General features: G+C 71.4%; 19 protein-coding genes. 9 read left to right on the top strand and 10 right to left on the bottom strand.

Annotated features, from left to right (window positions below; all coding sequences use genetic code 11):
• The first annotated feature begins 121 nt into the window (after positions 1–121).
• Together F9278_RS10025 and F9278_RS10030 are read left to right on the top strand one after the other, a co-directional pair.
• A complete protein-coding gene (locus F9278_RS10025; RefSeq protein ID WP_152167993.1) occupies positions 122–601 on the top strand; it encodes an anthrone oxygenase family protein in 480 nt (159 codons plus the stop codon).
• Between the two features lie 185 nt (positions 602–786).
• Entirely contained in the window at positions 787–2,274 is a 1,488-nt protein-coding gene (locus F9278_RS10030; protein WP_152167994.1) for a glutamate synthase subunit beta, read from the top strand.
• A gap of 168 nt (positions 2,275–2,442) precedes the next feature.
• On the opposite strand, the gene F9278_RS10035 is transcribed toward F9278_RS10030, so the two are convergent.
• From F9278_RS10035 to F9278_RS10045, 3 genes are all read right to left on the bottom strand, one after another.
• Positions 2,443–3,258, bottom strand: a complete 816-nt coding sequence (locus F9278_RS10035; RefSeq protein ID WP_152167995.1) for an SAM-dependent methyltransferase — start codon at positions 3,256–3,258, stop codon at positions 2,443–2,445.
• Positions 3,259–3,382: 124 nt separating this feature from the next.
• Positions 3,383–3,598, bottom strand: a complete 216-nt coding sequence (locus F9278_RS10040; RefSeq protein ID WP_152173779.1) for a DUF397 domain-containing protein — start codon at positions 3,596–3,598, stop codon at positions 3,383–3,385.
• 102 nt (positions 3,599–3,700) lie between these two features.
• The gene (locus F9278_RS10045; RefSeq protein ID WP_152167996.1) at positions 3,701–4,561 is read right to left on the bottom strand and encodes a helix-turn-helix domain-containing protein; all 861 of its coding nucleotides are present in this window, start codon (positions 4,559–4,561) and stop codon (positions 3,701–3,703) included.
• Positions 4,562–4,857: 296 nt separating this feature from the next.
• Between F9278_RS10045 and F9278_RS10050 the strand changes: the two genes are divergently transcribed.
• From F9278_RS10050 to F9278_RS10060, 3 genes are all read left to right on the top strand, one after another.
• Positions 4,858–5,712: an ATP-binding protein gene (locus F9278_RS10050; RefSeq protein ID WP_226966685.1), complete on the top strand. Its 855-nt coding sequence runs from the start codon at positions 4,858–4,860 to the stop codon at positions 5,710–5,712.
• On the top strand, positions 5,703–6,170 hold the full coding sequence (locus F9278_RS10055) for a hypothetical protein (RefSeq protein WP_193241420.1): 468 nt from the start codon (positions 5,703–5,705) through the stop codon (positions 6,168–6,170). The genes F9278_RS10050 and F9278_RS10055 overlap by 10 nt, the downstream gene beginning before the upstream one ends.
• A 662-nt stretch (positions 6,171–6,832) precedes the next feature.
• Positions 6,833–8,776, top strand: a complete 1,944-nt coding sequence (locus F9278_RS10060) for an ABC transporter ATP-binding protein (RefSeq protein WP_152167999.1) — start codon at positions 6,833–6,835, stop codon at positions 8,774–8,776.
• A gap of 2 nt (positions 8,777–8,778) precedes the next feature.
• Here F9278_RS10060 and F9278_RS10065 read toward each other — a convergent pair whose 3' ends face one another.
• The 5 genes from F9278_RS10065 to F9278_RS10085 form a co-directional block, all read right to left on the bottom strand.
• Complete coding sequence (locus tag F9278_RS10065; RefSeq protein WP_152168000.1) at positions 8,779–8,964, bottom strand: hypothetical protein; 186 nt, start codon at positions 8,962–8,964, stop codon at positions 8,779–8,781.
• A gap of 268 nt (positions 8,965–9,232) precedes the next feature.
• Positions 9,233–9,847: a DUF899 domain-containing protein gene (locus tag F9278_RS10070; protein ID WP_152168001.1), complete on the bottom strand. Its 615-nt coding sequence runs from the start codon at positions 9,845–9,847 to the stop codon at positions 9,233–9,235.
• 113 nt (positions 9,848–9,960) lie between these two features.
• On the bottom strand, positions 9,961–11,361 hold the full coding sequence (locus F9278_RS10075) for an amidohydrolase (RefSeq protein ID WP_152168002.1): 1,401 nt from the start codon (positions 11,359–11,361) through the stop codon (positions 9,961–9,963).
• A 185-nt stretch (positions 11,362–11,546) separates the two neighbouring features.
• Entirely contained in the window at positions 11,547–13,529 is a 1,983-nt protein-coding gene (locus F9278_RS10080) for an FUSC family protein (RefSeq protein WP_152168003.1), read from the bottom strand.
• A gap of 527 nt (positions 13,530–14,056) precedes the next feature.
• The gene (locus F9278_RS10085) at positions 14,057–14,788 is read right to left on the bottom strand and encodes a DUF7873 family protein (protein WP_152168004.1); all 732 of its coding nucleotides are present in this window, start codon (positions 14,786–14,788) and stop codon (positions 14,057–14,059) included.
• A gap of 151 nt (positions 14,789–14,939) precedes the next feature.
• Here F9278_RS10085 and F9278_RS10090 point away from each other — a divergent pair, with 151 nt between their 5' ends.
• The 4 genes from F9278_RS10090 (at position 14,940) to F9278_RS10105 (ending at position 18,111) form a co-directional block, all read left to right on the top strand.
• Positions 14,940–15,689, top strand: coding sequence for an SDR family oxidoreductase (locus tag F9278_RS10090; protein ID WP_152168005.1), 750 nt, complete (start codon positions 14,940–14,942; stop codon positions 15,687–15,689).
• 213 nt (positions 15,690–15,902) lie between these two features.
• Positions 15,903–16,559 (top strand): hypothetical protein, encoded by a 657-nt coding sequence (locus F9278_RS10095; RefSeq protein WP_226966686.1) that lies wholly within the window; start codon positions 15,903–15,905, stop codon positions 16,557–16,559.
• A 74-nt stretch (positions 16,560–16,633) separates the two neighbouring features.
• Complete coding sequence (locus F9278_RS48135) at positions 16,634–17,716, top strand: GNAT family N-acetyltransferase (RefSeq protein WP_152168006.1); 1,083 nt, start codon at positions 16,634–16,636, stop codon at positions 17,714–17,716.
• Positions 17,713–18,111, top strand: a complete 399-nt coding sequence (locus F9278_RS10105; protein WP_152168007.1) for a RidA family protein — start codon at positions 17,713–17,715, stop codon at positions 18,109–18,111. The genes F9278_RS48135 and F9278_RS10105 overlap by 4 nt, the downstream gene beginning before the upstream one ends.
• 147 nt (positions 18,112–18,258) lie before the next feature.
• On the opposite strand, the gene F9278_RS10110 is transcribed toward F9278_RS10105, so the two are convergent.
• Complete coding sequence (locus tag F9278_RS10110) at positions 18,259–18,969, bottom strand: aspartate/glutamate racemase family protein (RefSeq protein ID WP_152168008.1); 711 nt, start codon at positions 18,967–18,969, stop codon at positions 18,259–18,261.
• Between the two features lie 2 nt (positions 18,970–18,971).
• Complete coding sequence (locus F9278_RS10115; RefSeq protein ID WP_152168009.1) at positions 18,972–20,462, bottom strand: NCS1 family nucleobase:cation symporter-1; 1,491 nt, start codon at positions 20,460–20,462, stop codon at positions 18,972–18,974.
• Positions 20,463–20,559 lie beyond the last annotated feature (97 nt).

Here is a 20,559-nt window from a genome sequence, read left to right on the forward strand (position 1 = left end):
ACGTTCGCGTATGTGGGCGCGTATCTCAGCCAGGGTGACTGTGGTCGTGTGGATGTTCACTTGAGGTGACGGTAGGTGGGGCAGGGATGCCTGGACGCGGGGGATCGAGGTGGGAGCGGACATGATCGATGGGCCTTACTTCGTGCTGACGGTGCTGGGGCTGCTCGGGACGGCGGTCGTGGCGGGGGTGTTCTGCGGGTTCTCGACGTTCGTGATGAAGGGGCTGGCGTCGTTGCCGCCGGCGCAGGGCGTGGCGGCGATGCAGGCGATCAATGTGAGCGCGCTGACACCGGCGTTCATGCTGGTGTTCGTGGGGACGGCGGTGCTGTGCGCCGTGCTGGCGGTCGTGACGTTCGTGCTGTGGCCGGACGACGGCAGGGTGGCGCTGTTGCTGGGCAGCGCTCTGTATCTGTTCGGGTGCTTCGGGGTCACGATGGTGGCGAACGTGCCGCGCAACGAGACGCTCGCCAGGCTCGACCCGGGGACGGCGGAGGCGGCGACGTACTGGCGCGAGTACGTGAGCGGGTGGACGACGTGGAACCACGTCCGGGGGGTCGCCTCGGCCGCCGCGGCGCTGTCGTATCTGCTGGCGCTCGCCTGAGGCGGGGGCGGCGGGCGCGTCGTATCGTGGCGGGGAGAGAGTGCCGCCCGAAGGCGTACAGCCGCGCGCTCCACGCCTGCGCCGCACGCCCCCTTCCCCCGCCCCCACCCCCACACGCGATCCGAGTCCGCCGGTGTACGGCCTGCCAGGCCCGTACGCGTACGCCCCATGTGAGGGAGACGGCCATGGCCGATCCCAAGGGTTTTCTGACCACCCCGCGCGAGGAGTGGCCCCGTCGGCCCGTGGAGAAGCGGGTGCGGGACTGGGACGAGGTGTATGTGCCGGGGGCGCTGCTGCCGATCATCAGCGGGCAGGCCGATCGTTGTATGGACTGCGGGATCCCGTTCTGTCACGACGCCTGTCCGCTGGGGAATCTGATCCCCGAGTGGAACGACCTGGTGTCGCGGGAGGACTGGCGGGCGGCGAGCGACCGGCTGCACGCGACGAACAACTTCCCCGAGTTCACCGGGCGGCTGTGTCCCGCGCCGTGCGAGGCGGGGTGTGTGCTGGCGATCAATCAGCCCGCGGTGACCATCAAGAACGTCGAGGTGGCCATCGCGGACCGGGCCTGGGCGGACGGTTTCATACCGCCGCGTCCGCCCGACCGGCTGTCCGGGAAGACGGTCGCCGTGATCGGCTCCGGGCCCACCGGGCTGGCGGCTGCGCAGCAGTTGACGCGGGCCGGGCACACGGTCGCCGTGTATGAACGGGCGGACCGGATCGGGGGGTTGCTGCGGTACGGGATACCGGCGTTCAAGATGGAGCGGCGGCATCTGGACCGGCGGTTGGAGCAGATGCGGGCGGAGGGCACGAGGTTCCGTACGTCGACCGCCGTGGGGAGGGATGTCGGGGCGGGCGAGTTGCGGGCCCGGTACGACGCGGTGGTGGTCGCCACGGGTGCCACGGCCTGGCGGGAACTGGATGTTCCCGGGCGGGAGTTGGACGGGATTCATCAGGCGATGGAGTATCTGCCGCTGGCCGACCGGGTGTGCGAGGGGGATCTGGAGGTGTCGCCGTTGTCGGCGGCCGGGAAGCATGTGGTGATCGTCGGGGGTGGTGACACGGGGGCGGACTGTCTGGGGACGGCGGTGCGGGAAGGGGCCGTGTCCGTGACGCAGTTGGACATCTATCCGCTGCCGGAGGCGGAGCGCGACGAGGATGTCGAGCCGTGGCCGACGTATCCGAAGGTGTATCGGCTCTCGGCGGCTCACGAGGAGGCGCGTGATCTTCGGTCCGCGCCGGCGGCGGATGCGGACGCGCGGCTCTTCGCGGCGTCCACGCTGCGCTTCACCGGGGACGAGGCGGGGCATGTGCGGGCGTTGCACCTGGTCGAGGTGGACGAGCGGCGGCGGGTCCGGCCCGGCACCGGGCGGACGCTGCCGGCCGATCTGGTGCTGCTCGCGCTCGGGTTCTCCGGGCCGGACCGTCATGACGGGCTGGTCGAGCAGTTGGGGCTGGCCCTCGATCCGCGCGGGACGATCACACGGGGGCCGGACTTCGCGACGAACGTGCCCGGTGTGTACGCCGCCGGGGACGCCGCGCGTGGGCAGTCCCTCGTCGTCTGGGCGATCGCCGAGGGGCGGGCGGTGGCCGCGGCCGTCGACCACTGGTTGACCGGGGCGGAGCGGCTGCCGTCACCGATCGGACCGTACGACCGGCCGATGACCGCGTAGCCGCGATCCCGGGGCGGTCGCCGTACCGGCACGGGGGTGGGGCGGCTGTGGTCGCCGCGCAGGTGGACGGGGTGGCTCCCGGGCGCGGCGCCCGGGACATGCGTGAGCGGCGCGACCATCCGGCCCGCGCCGCTCTCGCTCATGTACAACTGTCCGTCCGGTGGCGCCCTACGGCTTGCGTGCCACCGCCCCGTATCCCGGGATCACCCCGTCGTCCTGGCCGGGGATCGGGTCGCCGAGTTCGGGGTGCCAGTGGTGGGGCACCTCGACGCCGGGGTCGACCAGTTCGAGGCCGTCGAAGAAGCGGGTGAACTCCTCGCGGGAGCGCAGGGCCAGGGTGACGCCCGCGGCCTTGAGTTTCTCCGTCGCCGCCTTCGACTCCTCCGGGGTGAAGTCGGCGGTGGCGTGGGTGACGACCAGGTAGCTGCCGGAGGGCAGTTCGGACATCAACCGTTGGACGAGGGCGTGCGCGCCGTCCTCGTCGGAGACGAAGTGCAGCAGCGCGATCAGCGACAGGGCCACCGGCCTGCTGAAGTCCAGTACCTTCTTCGCGCCCTCGACGACGGCGTGCGGGTCGCGCACGTCGGCCTGCAGATATTCGGTGCGCCCCTCGGGCGTACCGCGCAGCAGGGCCGCCGCGTGGGCCAGCACGATGGGGTCGTTGTCGCAGTAGACGACGCTCGCCTCGGGGGCGACGCGCTGGGCTATCTGGTGCAGGTTGGGCTCGGTCGGGATGCCGGTGCCGATGTCGAGGAACTGGCGTACGCCGTGTTCGGCGAGCCAGCGGGTGGAGCGGTGCATGAAGGCACGGTTGACCTGTGCCATCACCGGTACCCGGGGGTCGAGGGCCAGCATCTGCTTGCCCATGGCCTCGTCGACGGGATAGTTGTCCTTGCCGCCGAGGTACCAGTCGTACATCCGCGCGGGATGGGGTCTGCTCGTGTCGATCTCGACGGGGGGACGCCCGTTCATGGCGAACTCCATAAGAATCTTGAAAACCTTGGGAACTTTGGGAACCTTGGGAACCTTGGGAATCTGCGGCAGTGGGTGATCAACTCAGGGCCAACATAGGGGGATCGGCTGAACAACAGGGAGTGCGCAACAGGCCTCAGGAGAGCAGGAAGTCGGCCACCCCCGCCTTGGCTCCCTGGATGAACGCGTTCATTTCGTCGGGTGTGTAGATCAGCGCCGGTCCGTCGGGGTCGGTGGACTGCCGTACGGCGATCCGGCCGTCGGCGAGCTTCATGGCCTCCAGGCAGTTGCCGCCGTTGCCGCCGCTCCAGGGCTTGTGCCAGCCCTCGCTGCCGAGTTCCCGGGCGGGCATGCCGTTGTAGACGCGTATGCGCGACTGGGTACGCGTGCGCGACTGCGGCTGCGACTGCGACTGCGACTGCGACTGCGACTTGATGAATTCCATTCGGTGTCTTCAGAGCTCCTTGCGGAGATCCCGGAGGATCTCCTTCGTGCGTTGTGCCGTGGCGGCCTGCGCCGCCATGCGGTCCATGACCTCGAGGTGGGTCGCCACCTCGGAGCGGTCGTCCAGGTAGACGGCGCCGGTCAAGTACTCGCTGTAGACCATGTCCGGAAGTTCGGCCATGGCGAATCGGAACAGGACGAACGGCCCGTACGTGCCCGGGTGCGGTCCTGTGTCGAACGTGGCGATCTGGAGCGTCACATGCGTCAGCTCCATGGTTTCGAGCAGCCGGTCGATCTGGGCGCGCATGACCGCCGGTCCGCCGACGGAGCGGCGCAGGGCGGTCTCGTCCATCACGAACCACAGCCGGGGTGCTCCCTCACGGGTGAGCAGTTCCTGCCGTTGCATGCGCAGGGAGACATGGCGCTCGATGTCCTCGGGTTTGGTCTGGCCGATGGCGCCCGAGGTCATGACCGCGCGCGCGTAGTCCTCGGTCTGCAGCAGTCCGGGGACGAAGTGGGGGTCGTAGCCGCGGATCAGGCCGGCCGCGCCCTCCAGGCTGACGTACATGGAGAACCAGCCCGGCAGGATGTCGTGGTAGCGCTGCCACCAGCCGGGTTTGTTGGCGTCCTCGGCGAGTCGGACGAAGGTCTCGGCCTCCTCGTCGCCGACGCCGTAGGCCTTCAGCAGGAGCTGGAGGTAGGGAATCTTGAGGGCGACCTCGGCGGTCTCCATGCGGCGGACCGTGGCGGCGGTGACGTGCAGGATGCGCCCGGCCTCCTCGCGTCGGATGCCCGCGCGCTCGCGCAGGTCCAGCAGGCGCCGGCCGAGCACGACCTGGCCGACCGTCGGCGCGGACCGCGGCTCGCTCATCTCGCCCCTCTCTCCCTAGTTCTCCTCTTGGCCCTGCGCTGACCTGCGTCGATACCCGGGCTGCCCGGTCCTGACAGTCCGGCGGCGCCGTTCGGAGGCCTCGCTCACCGCACAGGTCCGTGTACACAAACGAACACTGTGCGTGCATACGAACGTTGTGCGAGGGATTTCCAACTGGCGCCGCTACACGTGCTGTTGCGTGCAGTGTGCCATGACCGTTCAGAGAGTCATACGGCACTCTGCAATTTTCAGAGTGACACTTGCCAAGTGTTCACGGCGGGGCGATAGTGGCAAGCGTGATTCCGCCCCCTGCGCCGTTAGGAACAGACGCCGCCGGAGACCGTGTCGGTCCCGGTCCGGCCGCCGGGGCGCGCCCCGAGACAGTCGCCGAGCGCCGGTTTCGATTCGAGCTGGCCGCGCACCCGGGTGCCGTGGCCCAGGCCCGGCGCGTGACCCGAGACCAGCTCACCGGCTGGTCCCTCTGCGAGGACACCTGCGACACGGCCGCCCTGGTCGTCTCCGAGCTGGTGACCAACGCGATCGTGCACACCGCCAGTACCCAGATCGTCTGCGAGCTGCACGACGGCGACGACCTGGTGCGGATAGCCGTACGGGACGAGGGCTGCGCTCCGGGTGAGCCGCATCCCTCGTCGCAGCGGCCCGAGGAGGAACACGGCAGAGGGCTGCTCCTCATAGAGTCCCTCTGCCGCTCCTGGGGCGCGCAGCCGGTCGGTCTGGGGCTTCTGGTGTGGGCGGACGTGCCGCGTGGGCTCCTCGCCGGCGCGGTCCGCGCGGCCGAGGTGCGCGCGGACGTCCCCACGAGCGTTTCCACAAGCGTTTCCACAAGCGCTTCCACAGCCGTTTCCGCGAGCGTCGGCGTGAACGTCCCCGCGCACGTCCCCAAGGGCGCCGGCAGGGGTACGGACACCGGAGCACGGTCGTCCGATCGCACCGCCCGGTCCGATCTGGGCTGGGGTGCGAAGAAGCCGCCCACGGAGGACCGGGACGGCGAGGCGGAGGCGTTCCGTCTCAAGGGCGCCGAGGGCCGCCTCAACGGTGCCGAGGCCGGGCACCGCACGGGTTTCGAATGTCGTACGGAATTCGGGGTCCGGCCGAAAGTCGGACGGCGGACGGGGGCCGAATGGGTGTGAGCGCGTCGATCGGTCCCGCTCGGCCCCCCGGTGAGGGCAGAGTGGCCCGCGTGGTGAGCCTTGACACCCTGACCCGACTGCGCCGCGCCCAGCGTCCCGCCGCGCCGCCTCGCCCCCTTCCCCTCCCCGAGGGCATGACCGCTCCGATGGGCTGTGACGCGGTGGCCGTCCCGGCCCGGCTCGGGCCGATGGTTCTGCCCCGGCTGCCCCGTGTGGGCTGCGTCTACGCCGACCGGGCGCAGTGGTGGTGGATCGTGCCGGCCGACTCCGACTACGCACTGGAGTGGCCGGCGCCGGTGCGCTACACCACCGGGGCGTTGGTCTCCGACGGTGCGGGGGTTCCCGGGCTGATCCTGCGGCCGGAGGGGGCGATTCCCTATACGCCGCCGATACCGCTGTATCTGGCGTTGTGCCGGGTCACGGGGACTACGCCGACCTGGTCTCGGCTGACCGCGTAGGGCTCCGCCGGGTGGGCGGGGTCGTGGCCAGGGGCTGCGCCCCTGGATCCCGCCTCGTTCGGGGGTGGTCCGTTCGTTGCGCGGGTTCGGGTGGGTGGGGGTTGATCGCGCAGATCCCCGCGCTCCTGTGGGGGAAGGGGCCTGCGGCCTTTCCCCCACGTCCCCGCGCCGCACGTCTGCGCCCCGCGCCCCATAGCTGCGCCCCGCGCCCCATAGCTGCGTCCCGCGCCCGCGCATGCCGTCCGCGTCGGCCAGCGCACGGCCGAGGCCCGCATCCCCCTCCAGCGCATGGGGGTCCGGCGCACTGCCGTCTCCCGTATTCCCGCCAGGCCACGCCCATACCGAGCGGCCAGACCTCTAGCAGCCGGTGGCGCAGAGTGGTGCAGCCGGCCCCGGTCGGCGGCGGACCGTCCGCGCCCGCTCGCGCCCCTCGGTCACGCCCCGCACATGCCGGTCCGGCAGATCCCCGTCCAACACAGACCCGTTCCCACTCCCCCACCCCACTCCCCCCACCCCACCCCACCCACTCCGGCGTACGTCTCCCCGTCTCCTCGCGCCCCGCGTGCTCCGGGTGAGGGTGGGTGGAGGTGTCGTGCGCCCTGGTCGGGGGCGGGGGGTGCCGGGATAGTGGCGTGTCGGCGATGAGTCGGGGGAGGCCGTGGGTGGGGAAGGCGCGTGATGGGGGCGAACCGGAGACGTCGGAGTCGGAGCTGCTGCTGTTCGGGGGGCCACTGCGGTACGACATGGGCTGGTCGCAGCATGCGAACGCGTTTCTGGAGCTGAACTTCCGCGCGATGGTGCGGCGGCTGCCGTCGCTGCTCGCGTCGAGTTTCCGGCTGGCCTGGCAGGCGGACCGGTGGGCCGCCCGGACCGTGCTGGCGGCCGAGACGGGCCGGGGTCTCGCCCAGGCGGTGAACCTGCTCGCGGTGAACACGATCCTGGCCCGGCTGTTCGCGGACGGCACTGTCGAGGAGCGGTTGCGGGGAGCCGCCCCCGCGCTCGTCACCATCGCCGCCGTGATGCTGGTGTCCACCCTGCTGCGGGCCGCGTCGACGTACGCCACGGGCCGGCTGGAGCCGAAGGTGGAGCGCGTCGCGACCGAGCTGTATCTGGAGCGGGCGGCGGCCGTGGAGCTGTCCGCGATCGAGGACGACGGCTTCCACAAGCTGCTGGACACCGCGAAGTACGGCGCCCAGTCGGCCCGCCGGATGATCAGCTACTCGGCGCGTGTGGTGAACGCGCTGATCTCGCTGGTCGCGGCGGCCGGTGTGCTGACCGTGCTGCACCCGGCCCTGCTGCCGCTCCTGGTCACGATGACCCTGCCGAGCGCCTGGAGCTCCCTGACCATCGCGCGCCGCCGTTACACGTCCTTCCACGCCTGGGTGCAGCACGCGCGCGCGGGCTATCTGATCGGCTCCCTGCTGATCGAGCCGGAGGCGGCTCCGGAGATCCGGGTGCACGGCGTGGGCCCGTTCCTGCTGCGTCACTTCCGTTCGATGTCGGAGACGGCGGAGGCCGAGCAGGCCCGCCTGGCCCGGCTGGCGGCCCGTACGGGCCTGTACGCGGCCGTCTGGACCGGGCTGGCCACCGTGGCGACGTACGCGACGCTGGGCGGTCTGCTGCTCGGCGGGGCGATGGCGCTGTCCGTGGCGGGTACGGCGGTCATCGCGATCCGCACCGGTTCCGCCAGCCTCGACACGCTGGTCCTGGAGGTGAACTCGCTGCACGAGGAGGCCCTCTTCGTGGGCGACATGCAGCGGCTGTACGTGGAGGCCGCCAAGCGCGCGATCCCGGAGGGCGGTGATCCGCTGCCCGAGGACCCCCGGGAGATCCGGGTGGAGAACGTGACCTTCACCTACCCGGGCAAAGCCACCCGGCCCGCGCTCAGCGAGGTCACCCTGACCGTGCCGCTGGGCAAGATCGTGGCGCTCGTCGGTGAGAACGGCTCGGGCAAGACCACCCTGGTCAAACTGCTCGCCGGGCTGTACGCCCCGGACCGGGGCCGGATCATGTGGGACGACGTGGACGCGGCGGGCGCCGACCGGAGTCAGCTGGCCGAGCGCATCGCGATGGTCGCGCAGGACTTCAAACGGTGGCCCTTCACGGCCCGCGTCAACATGGCGATCGGCCGTCCCTCCGCGCCGCTGACCGAGGAGCGGCTCGCGACGTCCGTCGCGGAGGCCGGGGCGCAGGACGTGGTGGAGGATCTGCCGCGCGGCCTCGACACGCTGCTGGGCAGGGGGTTCAGCGGCGGGCACGAGCTGTCGGGCGGGCAGTGGCAGCGGCTGGGGATCGCGCGGGCGGCGTACCGGCGGGGGCGCGTCCTGATCGTGGACGAGCCGACGGCGGCCCTGGACGCCCGCGCCGAGCTGGAGGTCTTCGAGAAGATCCGCGCGCTGGCGGGCGCCGGTCAGACGGTCGTACTGATCACCCACCGGCTTGCGTCGGTCCGGCACGCCGACCTGGTGCACGTCCTCGACCAGGGCCGTCTGGTGGAGTCCGGCACCCCGGACGAGCTGCTGGCCACGGGCGGGGTGTACGCGGAGCTGTACCAGCTCCAGGCCGAGCAGTTCGCGGCGAAGGTGCCCGCCCCGAAGGCGGGGTGAGGTCAGGCCGACGCGGTCGCGGCGGTGTCGGCGCCGCGCACGATGACCAGGAACATGTCCGTCGCGATGTCCATCACGACCTCGGCCTGCTGGCCCTCCAGGCGGGCCGCGTGGGCCAGCTCCTCGGCCGGCCACGAGCCGCGCGGCCCACCGGCGGGAAAGCGCCCCAGCACAGTTCGCACGTTCACCCTGCACCTCCATGTCGCGCTGTACCCGTGGCCCGTGATCCCGTGGCTGGGCAGCTTGTAGATTTAAACGCCAACCACGGGGTGAACGGCTCGCGAAGTGACGGTACTGAGACGTAGTTGACACGAGGTCAACCACGGATCGTGAGGTACCTCTCAGAAACCACACATTCCGGTGACTCCGAGTACCAGCGCTTGCACTATTTGTCAGCCCTCTTTGTCAGTCGTCTTCGTCAGTCGTCTTCGTCAGTCGTCTTCGTCGGTCCCACTGTCACTCCTCGTACTCGTCGTGGTACCGGATCCGCTCGTCGCCGACCGCTCCCAGTGCCGTGAGGGCCAGCAGCCCGGCCGTGGAGCCGAGTCCCTCCAGGCCCCGTCCGTGAGCCGAGTACGTGAGGAAGATCCGCTCGCGCTCCCGCAGGAAGCAGCTCACGCCCGGCCGTCCGACGGTGTCGTGGTCGTGGTCGAACGCGTTGCCGTACGACGAGTACCAGGGCACCGTCCATCCCATGCGCGCCTTGAAGGGGAGGATTCGTGTGTACGGCGCCCGGGACACGACGGCGAACTCGGTCCCCCGCGCGCGCAGATGCGCCAGGTGTCCGACCTGGTCGAGGAAGGCCGAGCAGTCGCGGGAGCCCGCGGCCCACTCCGGGTCGAACACGAAGTGGTAGACGATCAGTTGCCGGCGTTCCCGGAAGAGGTCCACCAGCGTGGCCTTGCCGTCACCGCCCTCGAACACGTACTCCTCGTCGACCTCGACCATCGGCAGCCGCCGCCGCTCGGCGTCCACCGCGTCCCGCGCGCGCGTGAGGACCTTCTCCTTGAGCAGCAGTTCCTCCCGCGCGGTGCGCCATTCCTCACGCGGGACGATCCGCGGAAGCGACATGTGTTCCTCCTCCGGTGCGATGCGTTCCACCGGGGTGGACCGGAGGGGGACACGGAACTCATCGGCGGGGCGGGACTTTTTCGGCGCGCTTCCGTGCGGGAGCCCTCCGTCGGCTACTCGGGCGGCTTGTCGTAGTCCTGGATGCGACCGCCGTGGCCGCGGTCGGTGAGTGCGGGCAGGCGGTCCGTCAGCTCCCGTACAGTCGTGGGCACGTCGACGGTGAGCAGTTCGCGGTCGCGCATCAGGACGCGGCCGTCGACGATCGTGGTGCGGACGTCGGCGGAGCGGGCGCTGTGCACGAGGGTGGCGGCGAGGTCGTGCACCGGCTGGGTGTGCGGGCCGGTGAGGTCGACGAGGACGATGTCGGCCCGCCGTCCGGGGGCGAGGCTGCCGATCCGCTCCCCCAGCCCGACGGCCCGCGCGCTCTGCAGGGTGGCGTGGTGCAGCGCCTGGCGGGAGGTCAGCCAGCGCGGGTCGCCCTCGGTGGATTTCTGCACCAGCGCGGTGAGGGCCATGGCCTCCCACACGTCGAGGGAGTTGTTGGAGGCGGCGCCGTCCGTGGCGAGTCCGACGGGGACACCGATCCGGCGCAGGGCGCGCACGGGGGTGGTGGGCCAGGCGAACTTGAGATAGCCGCGGGGCGCGGTCGCGACGGCCACCGGCCCGGTCGCCCGCTCCAGGACCGGCAGGTCGCGCTCGACGATCCCGGTGCCGTGCGCGATGAGCACGCCCGCGTCGAGGCCGAGGAGTCCGGTGCGTTCCAGGACCTCGATGGGTGTGAAGCCGTGCCGGGCGAGGCTGTTGTCGGTCTGGTCGCGGCTCTCCGAGGCGTGCAGATGCACGGGGAGACCGTGCTCGCGGGCGAGTTCGGCGGTCGTGACGAGGTCGGCGTCCTCGACGGTGTAGGGGGCGTGCGGGGCGAGCGCGGTGGTGATACGACCGCCGGCCGCGCCCCGGTGGCGTAGCGCGAACTCCAGTGACCTGGCCCGCCCTTCGGGGCCCTGCGAGGAGAAGAACGCCTCCCCGAGGTGCGCCCGCAGCCCGGTCTCCTCGACGACGGCGGCGACGGCGTCCATCGAGAAGTAGTGGTCGGCGAAGCAGGTCACCCCGCCCCGGATCATCTCCGCGCAGGCCAGCCGGGCCCCCAACTCCACATCGTTCGCCGTCAGATTGGACTCGACGGGCCAGATGACGTCGTTGAACCACTCCTCCGCCGGCATGTCCTCCGCGATGCCGCGCAGCGCCACCATCGGGGCGTGCGTATGGCAGTTGATCAGCCCCGGCATGGCGACCTGGCCGCGCGCGTCGATGCGTTCCGCCGTGGCCACGGGGGCTGTCTCCTCCGCCGGTCCGATGCTCGCGATCGCCCCGTCCCGTACGACGATCGCGGCGTCCTCGACGAAGGCGATCCCCTCGTGCTCGTCGTGGACGAGGGCGGTGCAGCCGGTGATGACGAGATCGGCGGGAGCGAGGGAGGGGGTGGGGGGCGGAGGTGGGGATGGAGGCGGCGTCATGTCGTCACCGTACGGCCGGGGCGTGCGCGGGAGGGTAGTGAACGGGAGGGTAGTGAAGTGGACAACCGGTGGGTGGTGGGGGGTGGGATCTGGTCGCGCCCGGCGCGCGCCACCCGGCCGTCACGCGCGCTCACGCGCTCCTGTTCGCAGGCTCCGGTCGCACGCTCGCGCTCACGCGCCCGGTCTCACGCGCTCAGGCCGGGCCTCGGCAGTACGTCGGTGAGGTCCGGGGCGGCGGGGAGGCTGATGCCCGCGTGCCGCCGGTGACGGGCGAGGTCGTCGAGGAGGGCGGTGATCCGCTCGGTGTGGCGGCGGCCGAGCCGTCCGGTGTCGTCGAGGTGGACCGCGCAGGCGGTGGTGGTGTCGACCAGTCGTTCGAGGAGCGCGGCGATCTCGTCGGTGCCCTCGGTGTGCCGTGCCAGGGCGGGCAGTTCGGCTCCGGAGAGGGTGATCGCGGCGCGGGCCTGGGCCAGTGTGCGGTAGGCCTCGCGGCGCAGCGTCCAGCGGGCGGCCCGCTCGTCGGCCTCACCGGGCAGCGCGGCCCCGACGGACACGGTGACACCGTTGGGCGTGGACGCGCGACCCGAGGGTGTCGAACCACCCGGTCCGGGGCGGGCGCCGGGCGTGCGCGGCTCGCTCAGGACGTGCGCGAGGTAGGCGTACGCGGCCGTCCCCGCTTCGGTGAGCCGGGCGCGCACGCCCCCTCCGCGCTGTCCCTTCGGTATCGGCAGATGGCCGACGATCAGGACGATGGCGCAGGCCAGGAGTGTTTCGGCGATACGGCTCCAGGAGGCCTGGGGGTCGCCGCCGACCATGACGAGGGCGAGCACGAGGACGGTGACGACGGCGGTCTGGGCGGCGAAGTGCCGGGTGGCGACGGGGATCAGCGCCCCGCTGACCGCGACCAGCGCGACGAGTCCTTCGGGCCGGGGCAGCACGGCGGCGAACCCGGCGAAGAGCACGGCGCCGAGGACGGTCCCGGCGGCCCGGCACAGCACCCGGGACACGAGCGGTCCCAGGTCGGGCTTGACGAGGAAGACGGCGGTCGCGGGCAGCCAGTACCAGTGCTCGTGGTGCAGCACCTGGGCCACGGCCGCGGCGGCCCCGAAGGACAGGGCGACCCGCAGCCCGTACTCGCGTCCGCCGGACCCGAGGCCGAGTCGTACGAGCGAGCCGAGGGTACGGCGGCGGGTGTGCAGGTCGTGTGGGTCGCCGCCGCGGTCGAAGGCCTCGGCGGCGCGCAGGAGCGCGTCGTCGAGGGCACGCAGCGCGGGCGCGGACCGGGAGGGCGCGGGCAGTGGGCCGGTGGCGGTGTTGCCGCGTACGGCGGAGGCGAGCCTGCGGGGGCCTTCGGAGGCACGGCCGACGACGGCGTCCCCGGCCCAGGCCAGCGCGGTGGCGGCCTCGGCGAGGGGCAGCGCGGCGGTGTACTGGGCGTGCAGCCGCCGTTCGGACGACGAGCTGGCGTAGCGCCGCAGCCGGGGTCCGGCGAGCGCGTCCTGGGCGTGGTCGAGGGCGGCGGTGAGCGCGGCACGTCGGGCGATCGCGTCCGGGGTGCCGACGGCGTCCAGCAGTGCGGCGATCGCGTCGTAGACGGCGGCGACGGCGTCGCGTTCCCCGTCGAAGCGGTAGTCGCCGGCGGTGAGGACCGCCGGTGTGGGCAGCGCGAGGCAGAGCGCGAGCAGCCAGCCCGCGCCGGCGAGATAGCCGAGCGCGCGCTCCCAACCGGGCTCCGGCAGCGGCATTCCGGCCCCGATGGCGGCTGCGACCAGCACCTGTGTGCTCGCGCCCGAGGACACGGGTCCGATCGCGCTCATCCCGCCGGCGATCAGTCCGAGCACGGTGAGCAGCAGGGTGAGGACGACGGGGCCGGTGTACTGACCGGCGTACGTGCCGACGAGGAGCCCCACGGCACCGGCGAGCGCGGGGACCCCGAGGCGCTGTACGGCCACGCGTCGGCTGCCGGGGCGGTCGTTGATCCCGGCGAGCATGGCGCCGAGCGCGGCGACGACGCCGAGGGAGGGCCGTTCCAGCAGGACGGCCACGAGCAGCAGCGGCCCGCCGGCCAACGCGCCTCGTACCACCGCGTTCCAGGGCACCGGCCCCCGCTGGGCGCGCAGAGCGTGGGCGAGCCAGGGAGGGAGGGTCAGGACGGCGCGGCGGATCACGGGGCTCCTGTCGTCGGGTGAGGGCGGGGGTGTGCCTTCGGGCGACGGCGGCCGGGGCGTCGGGCTGGTGTGCTCTCCACCGTAGGTCCCGGACCTGGAGAATATGGAACTCTTGTATTACCGCGATGTGACGAACCCTGCAGGAGCCATGTTCTTTATGAACGCAATAAAGGTGGACCCGGGGGCGTAGCCGGCCCCCGGGCCCTGATATGCCGCCACATGGGCACGCCGCCACGGTTGAGAACCCAGGTCAGTCATCATGTCGCCGCGTCCTGCCTTTGGACCACCACGCATCGAGCTGCGCGGGCTGGACTTGAACCAGCATTTCGACGTCCGGGGCCCGAGTCCGGTCGTTGCGGCGATCGGCGGCGAATACTGAGTCTGGAGCAATAGTCTGAGATTGATCGCGGCCCGTCCCTGAATTCCTTGGCGGGTACGGTCCGCTCCGTCACGACAAGCCTCAGCTTCAGCTTTGCGCTCCTCGCGCACCCCGCTCGGCGTCAAGGCCGGGCGGGGAGTCTGTGAGGCTACCCGAACAGGTAGCCGAAAACGGCGTCACCGACGCGCTGGTCGACGACCTCCACTCCGTTCGCTTCCTCCCGTGCGAACTTCACGGCCTGCTGCAGCTTCTCGACGCGGTCCAGGATTTCGTTCACGCGCCGGGCGGGCAGGGCTCCGGAGAACTTCACGGTGGTCCAGTAACCGACCGGGATGTCCTCGTAGTACACCTCCACCTGGGCGGGGTGCTTGTCGGTCGCCTCGGCCTTCACATGGTTGCGCGGCACCTTCTTCGTCCGCACCGTCCGCACGGCCTCGGTCTTCCAGGCGTCGGTGGACGGGTCCTGCGCCCACGCCTCGGAGGCGTCGAGCACCGGCAGTCTGCGCACCAGTGTGTTGATCTCCCCGAGCTGCTTCTCCAGGAAGAGCAGATAGGCCACGGGAACGTCGGCGACGAGCACCCGTCCCTCGACCTTCACATCCGCCCGTGCCGTGCAGTTGGCCCAGTCCTTGGTGGCGGTCACATCGAACAGCCGCGTGAGAACCCCCGCCGTCTCCCGCAGTACGTCCTCCGCCCGTACCTGCACCCGGGTCGATTCGGGCGGCAGTTGCTCACCCTCCTCGTCCTTCGGCTGATAGGTACGCGCGATACCGGCCAGCAACGCCGGCTTCTGCAGCCCATGATGAGCGGCCGTCAGGTCCTGATGGGACTTGGCCTTGACGCCCTTCTCCACTGCGATGATCTGATTGAGTTTCGCCACGTGAGAGACCGTAACAGCGGGCCCGCATTCACTTCGAAGGATTATTCGGAGGGAATCCGCTCCGGCCCGAACTGCGGCCGGCCGGGTCGCGGCCGATGCTGGGGGTGGGGCGCGGTACCGATGACGCAGTACTCAGGAGCGGGAGGTCGTGATGGGACGTCTGAGCGAGCGGGTGGCGATCGTCACCGGTGGGGCCGGAGGGATCGGGGCCGCGGTGGCTCGGCTCCTCGCGTCCGAGGGGGCCGACGTGGTGATCGCCGATGTCCGTGACGCCGAAGGGGCGCGGCTGGCGGCGGAACTCGGCGGCCGGGCGCGCGGTCTGAGCCTGGACGTCAGCAGCGAGGACGGCTGGCGGCGGACGGTGGCCGAGGTGGAACGGGACCTGGGCCCGGTCTCGGTGCTGGTGAACAACGCGGGGATCGCCGAGTGGGGCTCGATGGAGGACCAGTCCCTGGCCTCGTTCCGCCGGGTCGTCGACGTCAACCTCCAGGGCCCGTGGCTGGGGATGCGCGCGGTGGCGCCCTCGCTGCGCCGGGCCGGCGGCGGGGTGATCGTGAACATCTCCTCCCTCGCCGGACTGACCTCCTACGCGGGCATCGGCTCGTACGCGGCGAGCAAGTGGGGGCTGCGCGGGCTGACGAAGACCGCCGCGCTGGAGCTGGCCCCCGACGGGGTCCGCGTCTGCTCCGTCCACCCCGGCGCCATCCGCACCCCGATGACGGCCGGTTTCGGTGACGCCTACACCTCCGGACAGCCCATTCCGCGCTTCGGCGAGCCCGAGGAGGTCGCCCGCATGGTGCTCTTCATCATCGCCGACGCCACGTTCTCGACGGGCACCGAGTTCGTCCTTGACGGCGGCATCCTCGCAGGTCAGCCGGCCGTGGTGACCTCGGACGACTGATCCGGCCACCGCGTCCGCACCCTCACCCTCCCCTCGGCCCCCCCTCGCCCTCCCCTCGGTCCGATCAGCGGCCGGGCGCTCCGCCCGGCCGATTGTCAGTGGCGTGCGCTTCAATGAAGAAGTCGTCACAGAGAGTGACGATCCGGATGCCTTCCGGGTGCGCCGCGGCGTGCCCGGATCCAGGGGCGCCGGGGCTGCGGGGGAGGTCGCGGGATGGGTGGCTACGAGGAGAACGGGCAGCGGTATGTGTCACTGGCCGGGCTGCGGATCCGCGGGTGGACGGGCGGCATGGCGCACCGGCTGCTCGGGGCCGCGGACCGGCTCGGTGCGAACCCCCGGTTCAGGGACGCGCCGAGGATCCGGCTGTACCGACTGGAGAGGGTCGAGGCGGCGGAGCGGAGCGAGGATTTCCGGGCGGTGGCGGAGTCCTCGGAGCGCCGGTCGGAGGCGGTGCGGGCGGCGATGCGCAGGCGACGGGAGGAGATTTTGCAGCGGATCAGGGACGAGCCGATCGACGTCCCCCGCCTGGCTCCGGGCAGGCTGGCGCTCCGGGCGGCGGAGCACCGGGCGAGGCGGGAAGCGGAGTGGGGCCGGGCGGGGGACGGCACGGCCGCCATGGACGGCCCGGTCACCCACTCCTCCCTCGATCCCCTGGCCCCCTGGAAGGTCGGCTATCTGCGCCATCGCCTCGGCCACTACGACCGGTTCCTGGACGCGTGGCCCGGCCACGGGCGGGGTTCCGGACGGGCGGAGGCGGCGACGCTGTTGCGGGAGCGGATCTGTGCGGCCATCGCGGAGGCGTACCCATCCCTTGCACAGGAGTGCGAGAGGCAAGCGCGTGAGCAAGGAGTCGGTCCACCTCTTCAGTGAAGCCGGAGGTCAAGTGGGCCCGGAATGCGGGCAGTCGGGGCGGCGGAGGTGATCCTGTCCTTACCCTCCGGCATATGCGATCAGGAAACGATCAAGCCCGGCGGGTGCATGGCCGTCTGTCGTCCAGTGCTGTTCTGCGCCCGGCCGCCGGCCCCGCCGACGACCGCCGGTTCGCGCGCTGGGACCTCGCCTCGCTCGCCGAGGGCGCCCTCGGCGAGTGCGTCGACCCCGACTCGCTCTCGGGCGTCCGCGAACGGGAGTTACGTATCCGGCTGGGTTCCCACGGGCGGGCCCACGACAACGACGACGAGTACCGGAGGAGGTACTGGATCAGCGACGAGAGGAACGACCACCGGTGCGGCACACGGCGTACCCCGCCGGGCATCGTCGGTACGGTCGCCGTGGACACCTGGCCCATCGGCGCGGGCGCGCTGCTGGTCACCTCTCTCTACGTCCACCCGGTGGCCCGGCGGCGCGGCCTCGCCACCGCCGTGCTGGACACCGTGTACGAGGCGTGCCGCGCGGAGGGCCTGCACGGGTTCCGTCTGGACGCCCACTGGACCTGGCAGAAGTCCGTCCGCCACTACCTCAATCGCGGTCTGTGGGTCACGTCCTGGAAGCACGCCCTCGGCTTCGCCCGCCTCTCGTATCTGCCCCGGTACGAGGTCCGGGTGGCCGGGGACGACGGGGAGCTGACCTTCTGGGCGGCGGTCGGGGGCGACGCGCTCGTACCGCTGCTCGTCGCGGGCGGCGAGGGCGGACGGCTGTGGCTGCGGGAGACGGAGGAGAGCGTACGGCCGGCGGACGAGCGGGACGCGGTACGGCTGAGGTTCTACGCGCGGTCGACGCTGGCACTGCATCTGGCGGTGCGGGGGCGCCCGTTGGTACGCGGAGAGGAGGAGTGGGCGGCGGCGCAGCGGTGGTGCGACCTCGGGGAGCCGGAGGGGCTCGCCTACCGGATCGGGGTGTTCGAGCGGATGGCACGGGAGGAGGGATGGCGGGTGGACAGTCCGTACGGCGCGCACGGCCCTCACGACGCGGTCGGACCGTGCGGCGCGGTCGGACCTCATGGCGCGGCCGGGAATTCGGGTGCGGTCGGCGCAGCGGGTCCGCATGATCGGGAGATCGTCCTCCATCGCTACCGGGAGCCTTCATGATTCGGCGCACCACCGTCCCCAGCCTCTTCTCGCCGCCCGTCTACGCGCACGCGTCCGTCGTCGAGGCCGGGACGAAGCTCGCCTTCCTTGCCGGTTCCGTCCCGCTGGACGCCGACGGGAGGCTGGTCGGGGAGGGGGATCCGGTACGGCAGGCGGAACAGGTGCTGGCGAACCTCGGGGAGCAACTGCGGGCGGTGGGCAGCGACTTCGAGCACGTCGCCTACACCGATGTGTACGTCGTGAGCGACCGGCCCAAGGTGCTCTCGGCGGTCTGGGACGTCGTCGAGGCGTCCGGCCTCAGCATCGGCCCCCACTCCTCAACCCTCCTCGGCGTGGCCTGCCTCGGCTACACGGGCCAGCTGGTGGAGATCACGGCGACGGCGGTGGTGCCGTAGAAAGCACCGCCGACCCGGGCCCCGCAAGGGGCGCGGGGAACCGCGCGACCGGTCGTCCACAAACCCGCAGCCGCCCACACCCTCGAGGAGGCCCCCTACGGCGCCCCGCTCCCCCGCGCACCGGATCACGCGATCCCCCGGCTCACCTCACCCCCGGCCCCAACTCCTCCTCTTCCGCAACGGCTTCGCATAGCTCCCCGCCCGGCTGGTGGTCAGCCCCAACGCCACCAGTGACTCGGCGAGTTTCACGGCCGCCCCCACCCCGTCGACGACCGGCACCCCGAGCTTCTCCCCCACCGTCCGCTGCAGTCCGGTCATCCCGGCGCACCCGAGGACCAGCACCTCGGCCCCGGCGTCGCGGGCCCGCTGTCCGGCGGCGAGGAAGGCCCGGGTGGTGCGGTCGGCGTCGGCGAGGTCGAGGACGCCGAGCCCGGTGCCGACGATCGCCGCGCAGTTGCGGCCCACCCCGGCGGCGTCGAGGCTGTCCTCGATCTGCCCGCAGGAGCGTTCGAGCGTGGTGACGACGCCGTAGCGCCGTCCGAGCAGACAGGCGAGGTGGGCGGCGGCCTCGGTGATGTCCACGACGGGGACGTCCACCAGTTCGCGCGCGCCCTCGCGCCCGTGTTCACCGAAGCCGGCCAGGACGACGGCGTCGTACGGTTCCTCGTAGGTCCGCAGGGTGTCGAGGACGGCGGCGGCGGAGAGATAGCTGTCGAGCCAGCCTTCCGCGGACTCGGGGCCCCAGGCGGGGGTCAGTCCGGTCACGGTGGTGCCCGGGCCTGCGGCGGCCCGGGCACCTCGCACGATCTCCTCGGTCATCGACTGCGTCGTGTTGCAGTTGGTGACGACGATGCGCACGCTCAGCCCTCCACGGCTGTCTGCCCGGCCACCGGCCGTGCGGAGGCCGGCCCGGCGGCCCGCTCGTCCCGGCACAGCACCGCGTACAGACCCGCGGCGAGCGCCGTGCCGATGAACCAGGAGTACGGGGCGACCGCACTGAAGGTGGTCACCAGGGCGAGGACCGCCGAGACCGCGGCGGCCGGGAGGAACGCCCACAGGGCCTTGGGGTTGACGCCCTTGCGGTAGTAGTAGCGGGAGCCGGGCTCGGCGTTGAAGAGTTCGTCGACGTCGATCCGGCCGCGCTTGACCCAGAAGTAGTCGAGCATGATCACACCGAACAGCGGGCCGAGGAAGGCGCCCAGGCCGCCGAGGAAGTACTGCACGACGGTGGGGTTGGAGAAGAGGTTCCACGGGGTCACGACCAGCGCGGCGACCGTGCTGATCAGACCGCCGACCTTGAAGGTGATCTTCTGCGGCCAGACGTTGGCGAGGTCGTAGGCGGGTGAGACGAAGTTGGCGACGATGTTGACGCCCATGGTGGCGATGGCGAAGGTGAGGGCGCCCAGGACGAGGATCCAGGTGTTGCCGATCTCGGCGACGAGATGGGCCGGGTCGGTGATCGCCTTGCCGAAGACCTCGATCGAGCCCGCCGTGACGATGACGGACACCACCACGAAGGCGGTCGAGTTGATGGGCAGGCCCCAGAAGTTGCCGCGCTTGACCGTGCGGTAGTCGGGTGCGAAGCGGGAGAAGTCGCAGAAGTTGAGCATCAGCGTGCCGTAGGTGGCGAGGACCAGCCCGATCGCGCCGAACCACTGCCGCCACTGCTCGCCGACGGAGACCGGGTTCGGGGTCGAGGTGAGCGAGATGGTCCAGCCCGCCTTGGCGAGGATCCACACGGCCAGTGCGATCATCACGAGCCAGATCGCGGGACCGCAGAAGTCCTGGAACTTGCGGACCGACTCCATGCCCTGGCTGATGATCAGCGCCTGGATCAGCCAGAGCGCGATGAAGGAGATCCAGCCGAGCCGGTGCAGGCCGAGGAAGGAGCCGTGGGTCCAGGACTCCAGGCCCGGCCAGGCGGCCAGCAGCATGATGTTGACCGCGACGGACGCCAGGTAGGTCTGGATGCCGTACCACATGATGGCGATCACGGCCCGGATGAGGGCCGGGATGTTGGCGCCCCAGACGCCGAAGCTGATGCGGCTGACCACGGGGAAGGGCACGCCGTGGCGCTGTCCGATCCTCCCCATCCAGTTCATCCCGATGTAGATGATCACGAAGCCGACGAGCAGTGAGGTGAACACCTGCCAGACGTTCATGCCGAGGACGAGCAGCCCTGCGGCGAACGTGTAGTTGCCGAGGTTGTGGACGTCGGACATCCACAGGGCGAAGAGGTCGAAGACCTTCCAGTTCCGCTTCTCGGCGGGGGCGAGGTCCTCGTTGGTGAGGCGGGGGTCGGGGACGAACACCGCGGTGTCGGTGGCTTCGGCACTGTCGGCGAGGGACACGGGGCCTCCAGGAGCGAGAGGAGACGAGGGTAGGTGGTGGGGACGGGTGCGGGACCGGGTGTGGGGAACCGGGGGAAGCGCCTCGGGTCGTTTGGTA

The sequence above is a fragment of the Streptomyces phaeolivaceus genome (assembly GCF_009184865.1).
In the GTDB taxonomy this organism is placed as follows: Bacteria; Actinomycetota; Actinomycetes; order Streptomycetales; family Streptomycetaceae; genus Streptomyces; species Streptomyces phaeolivaceus.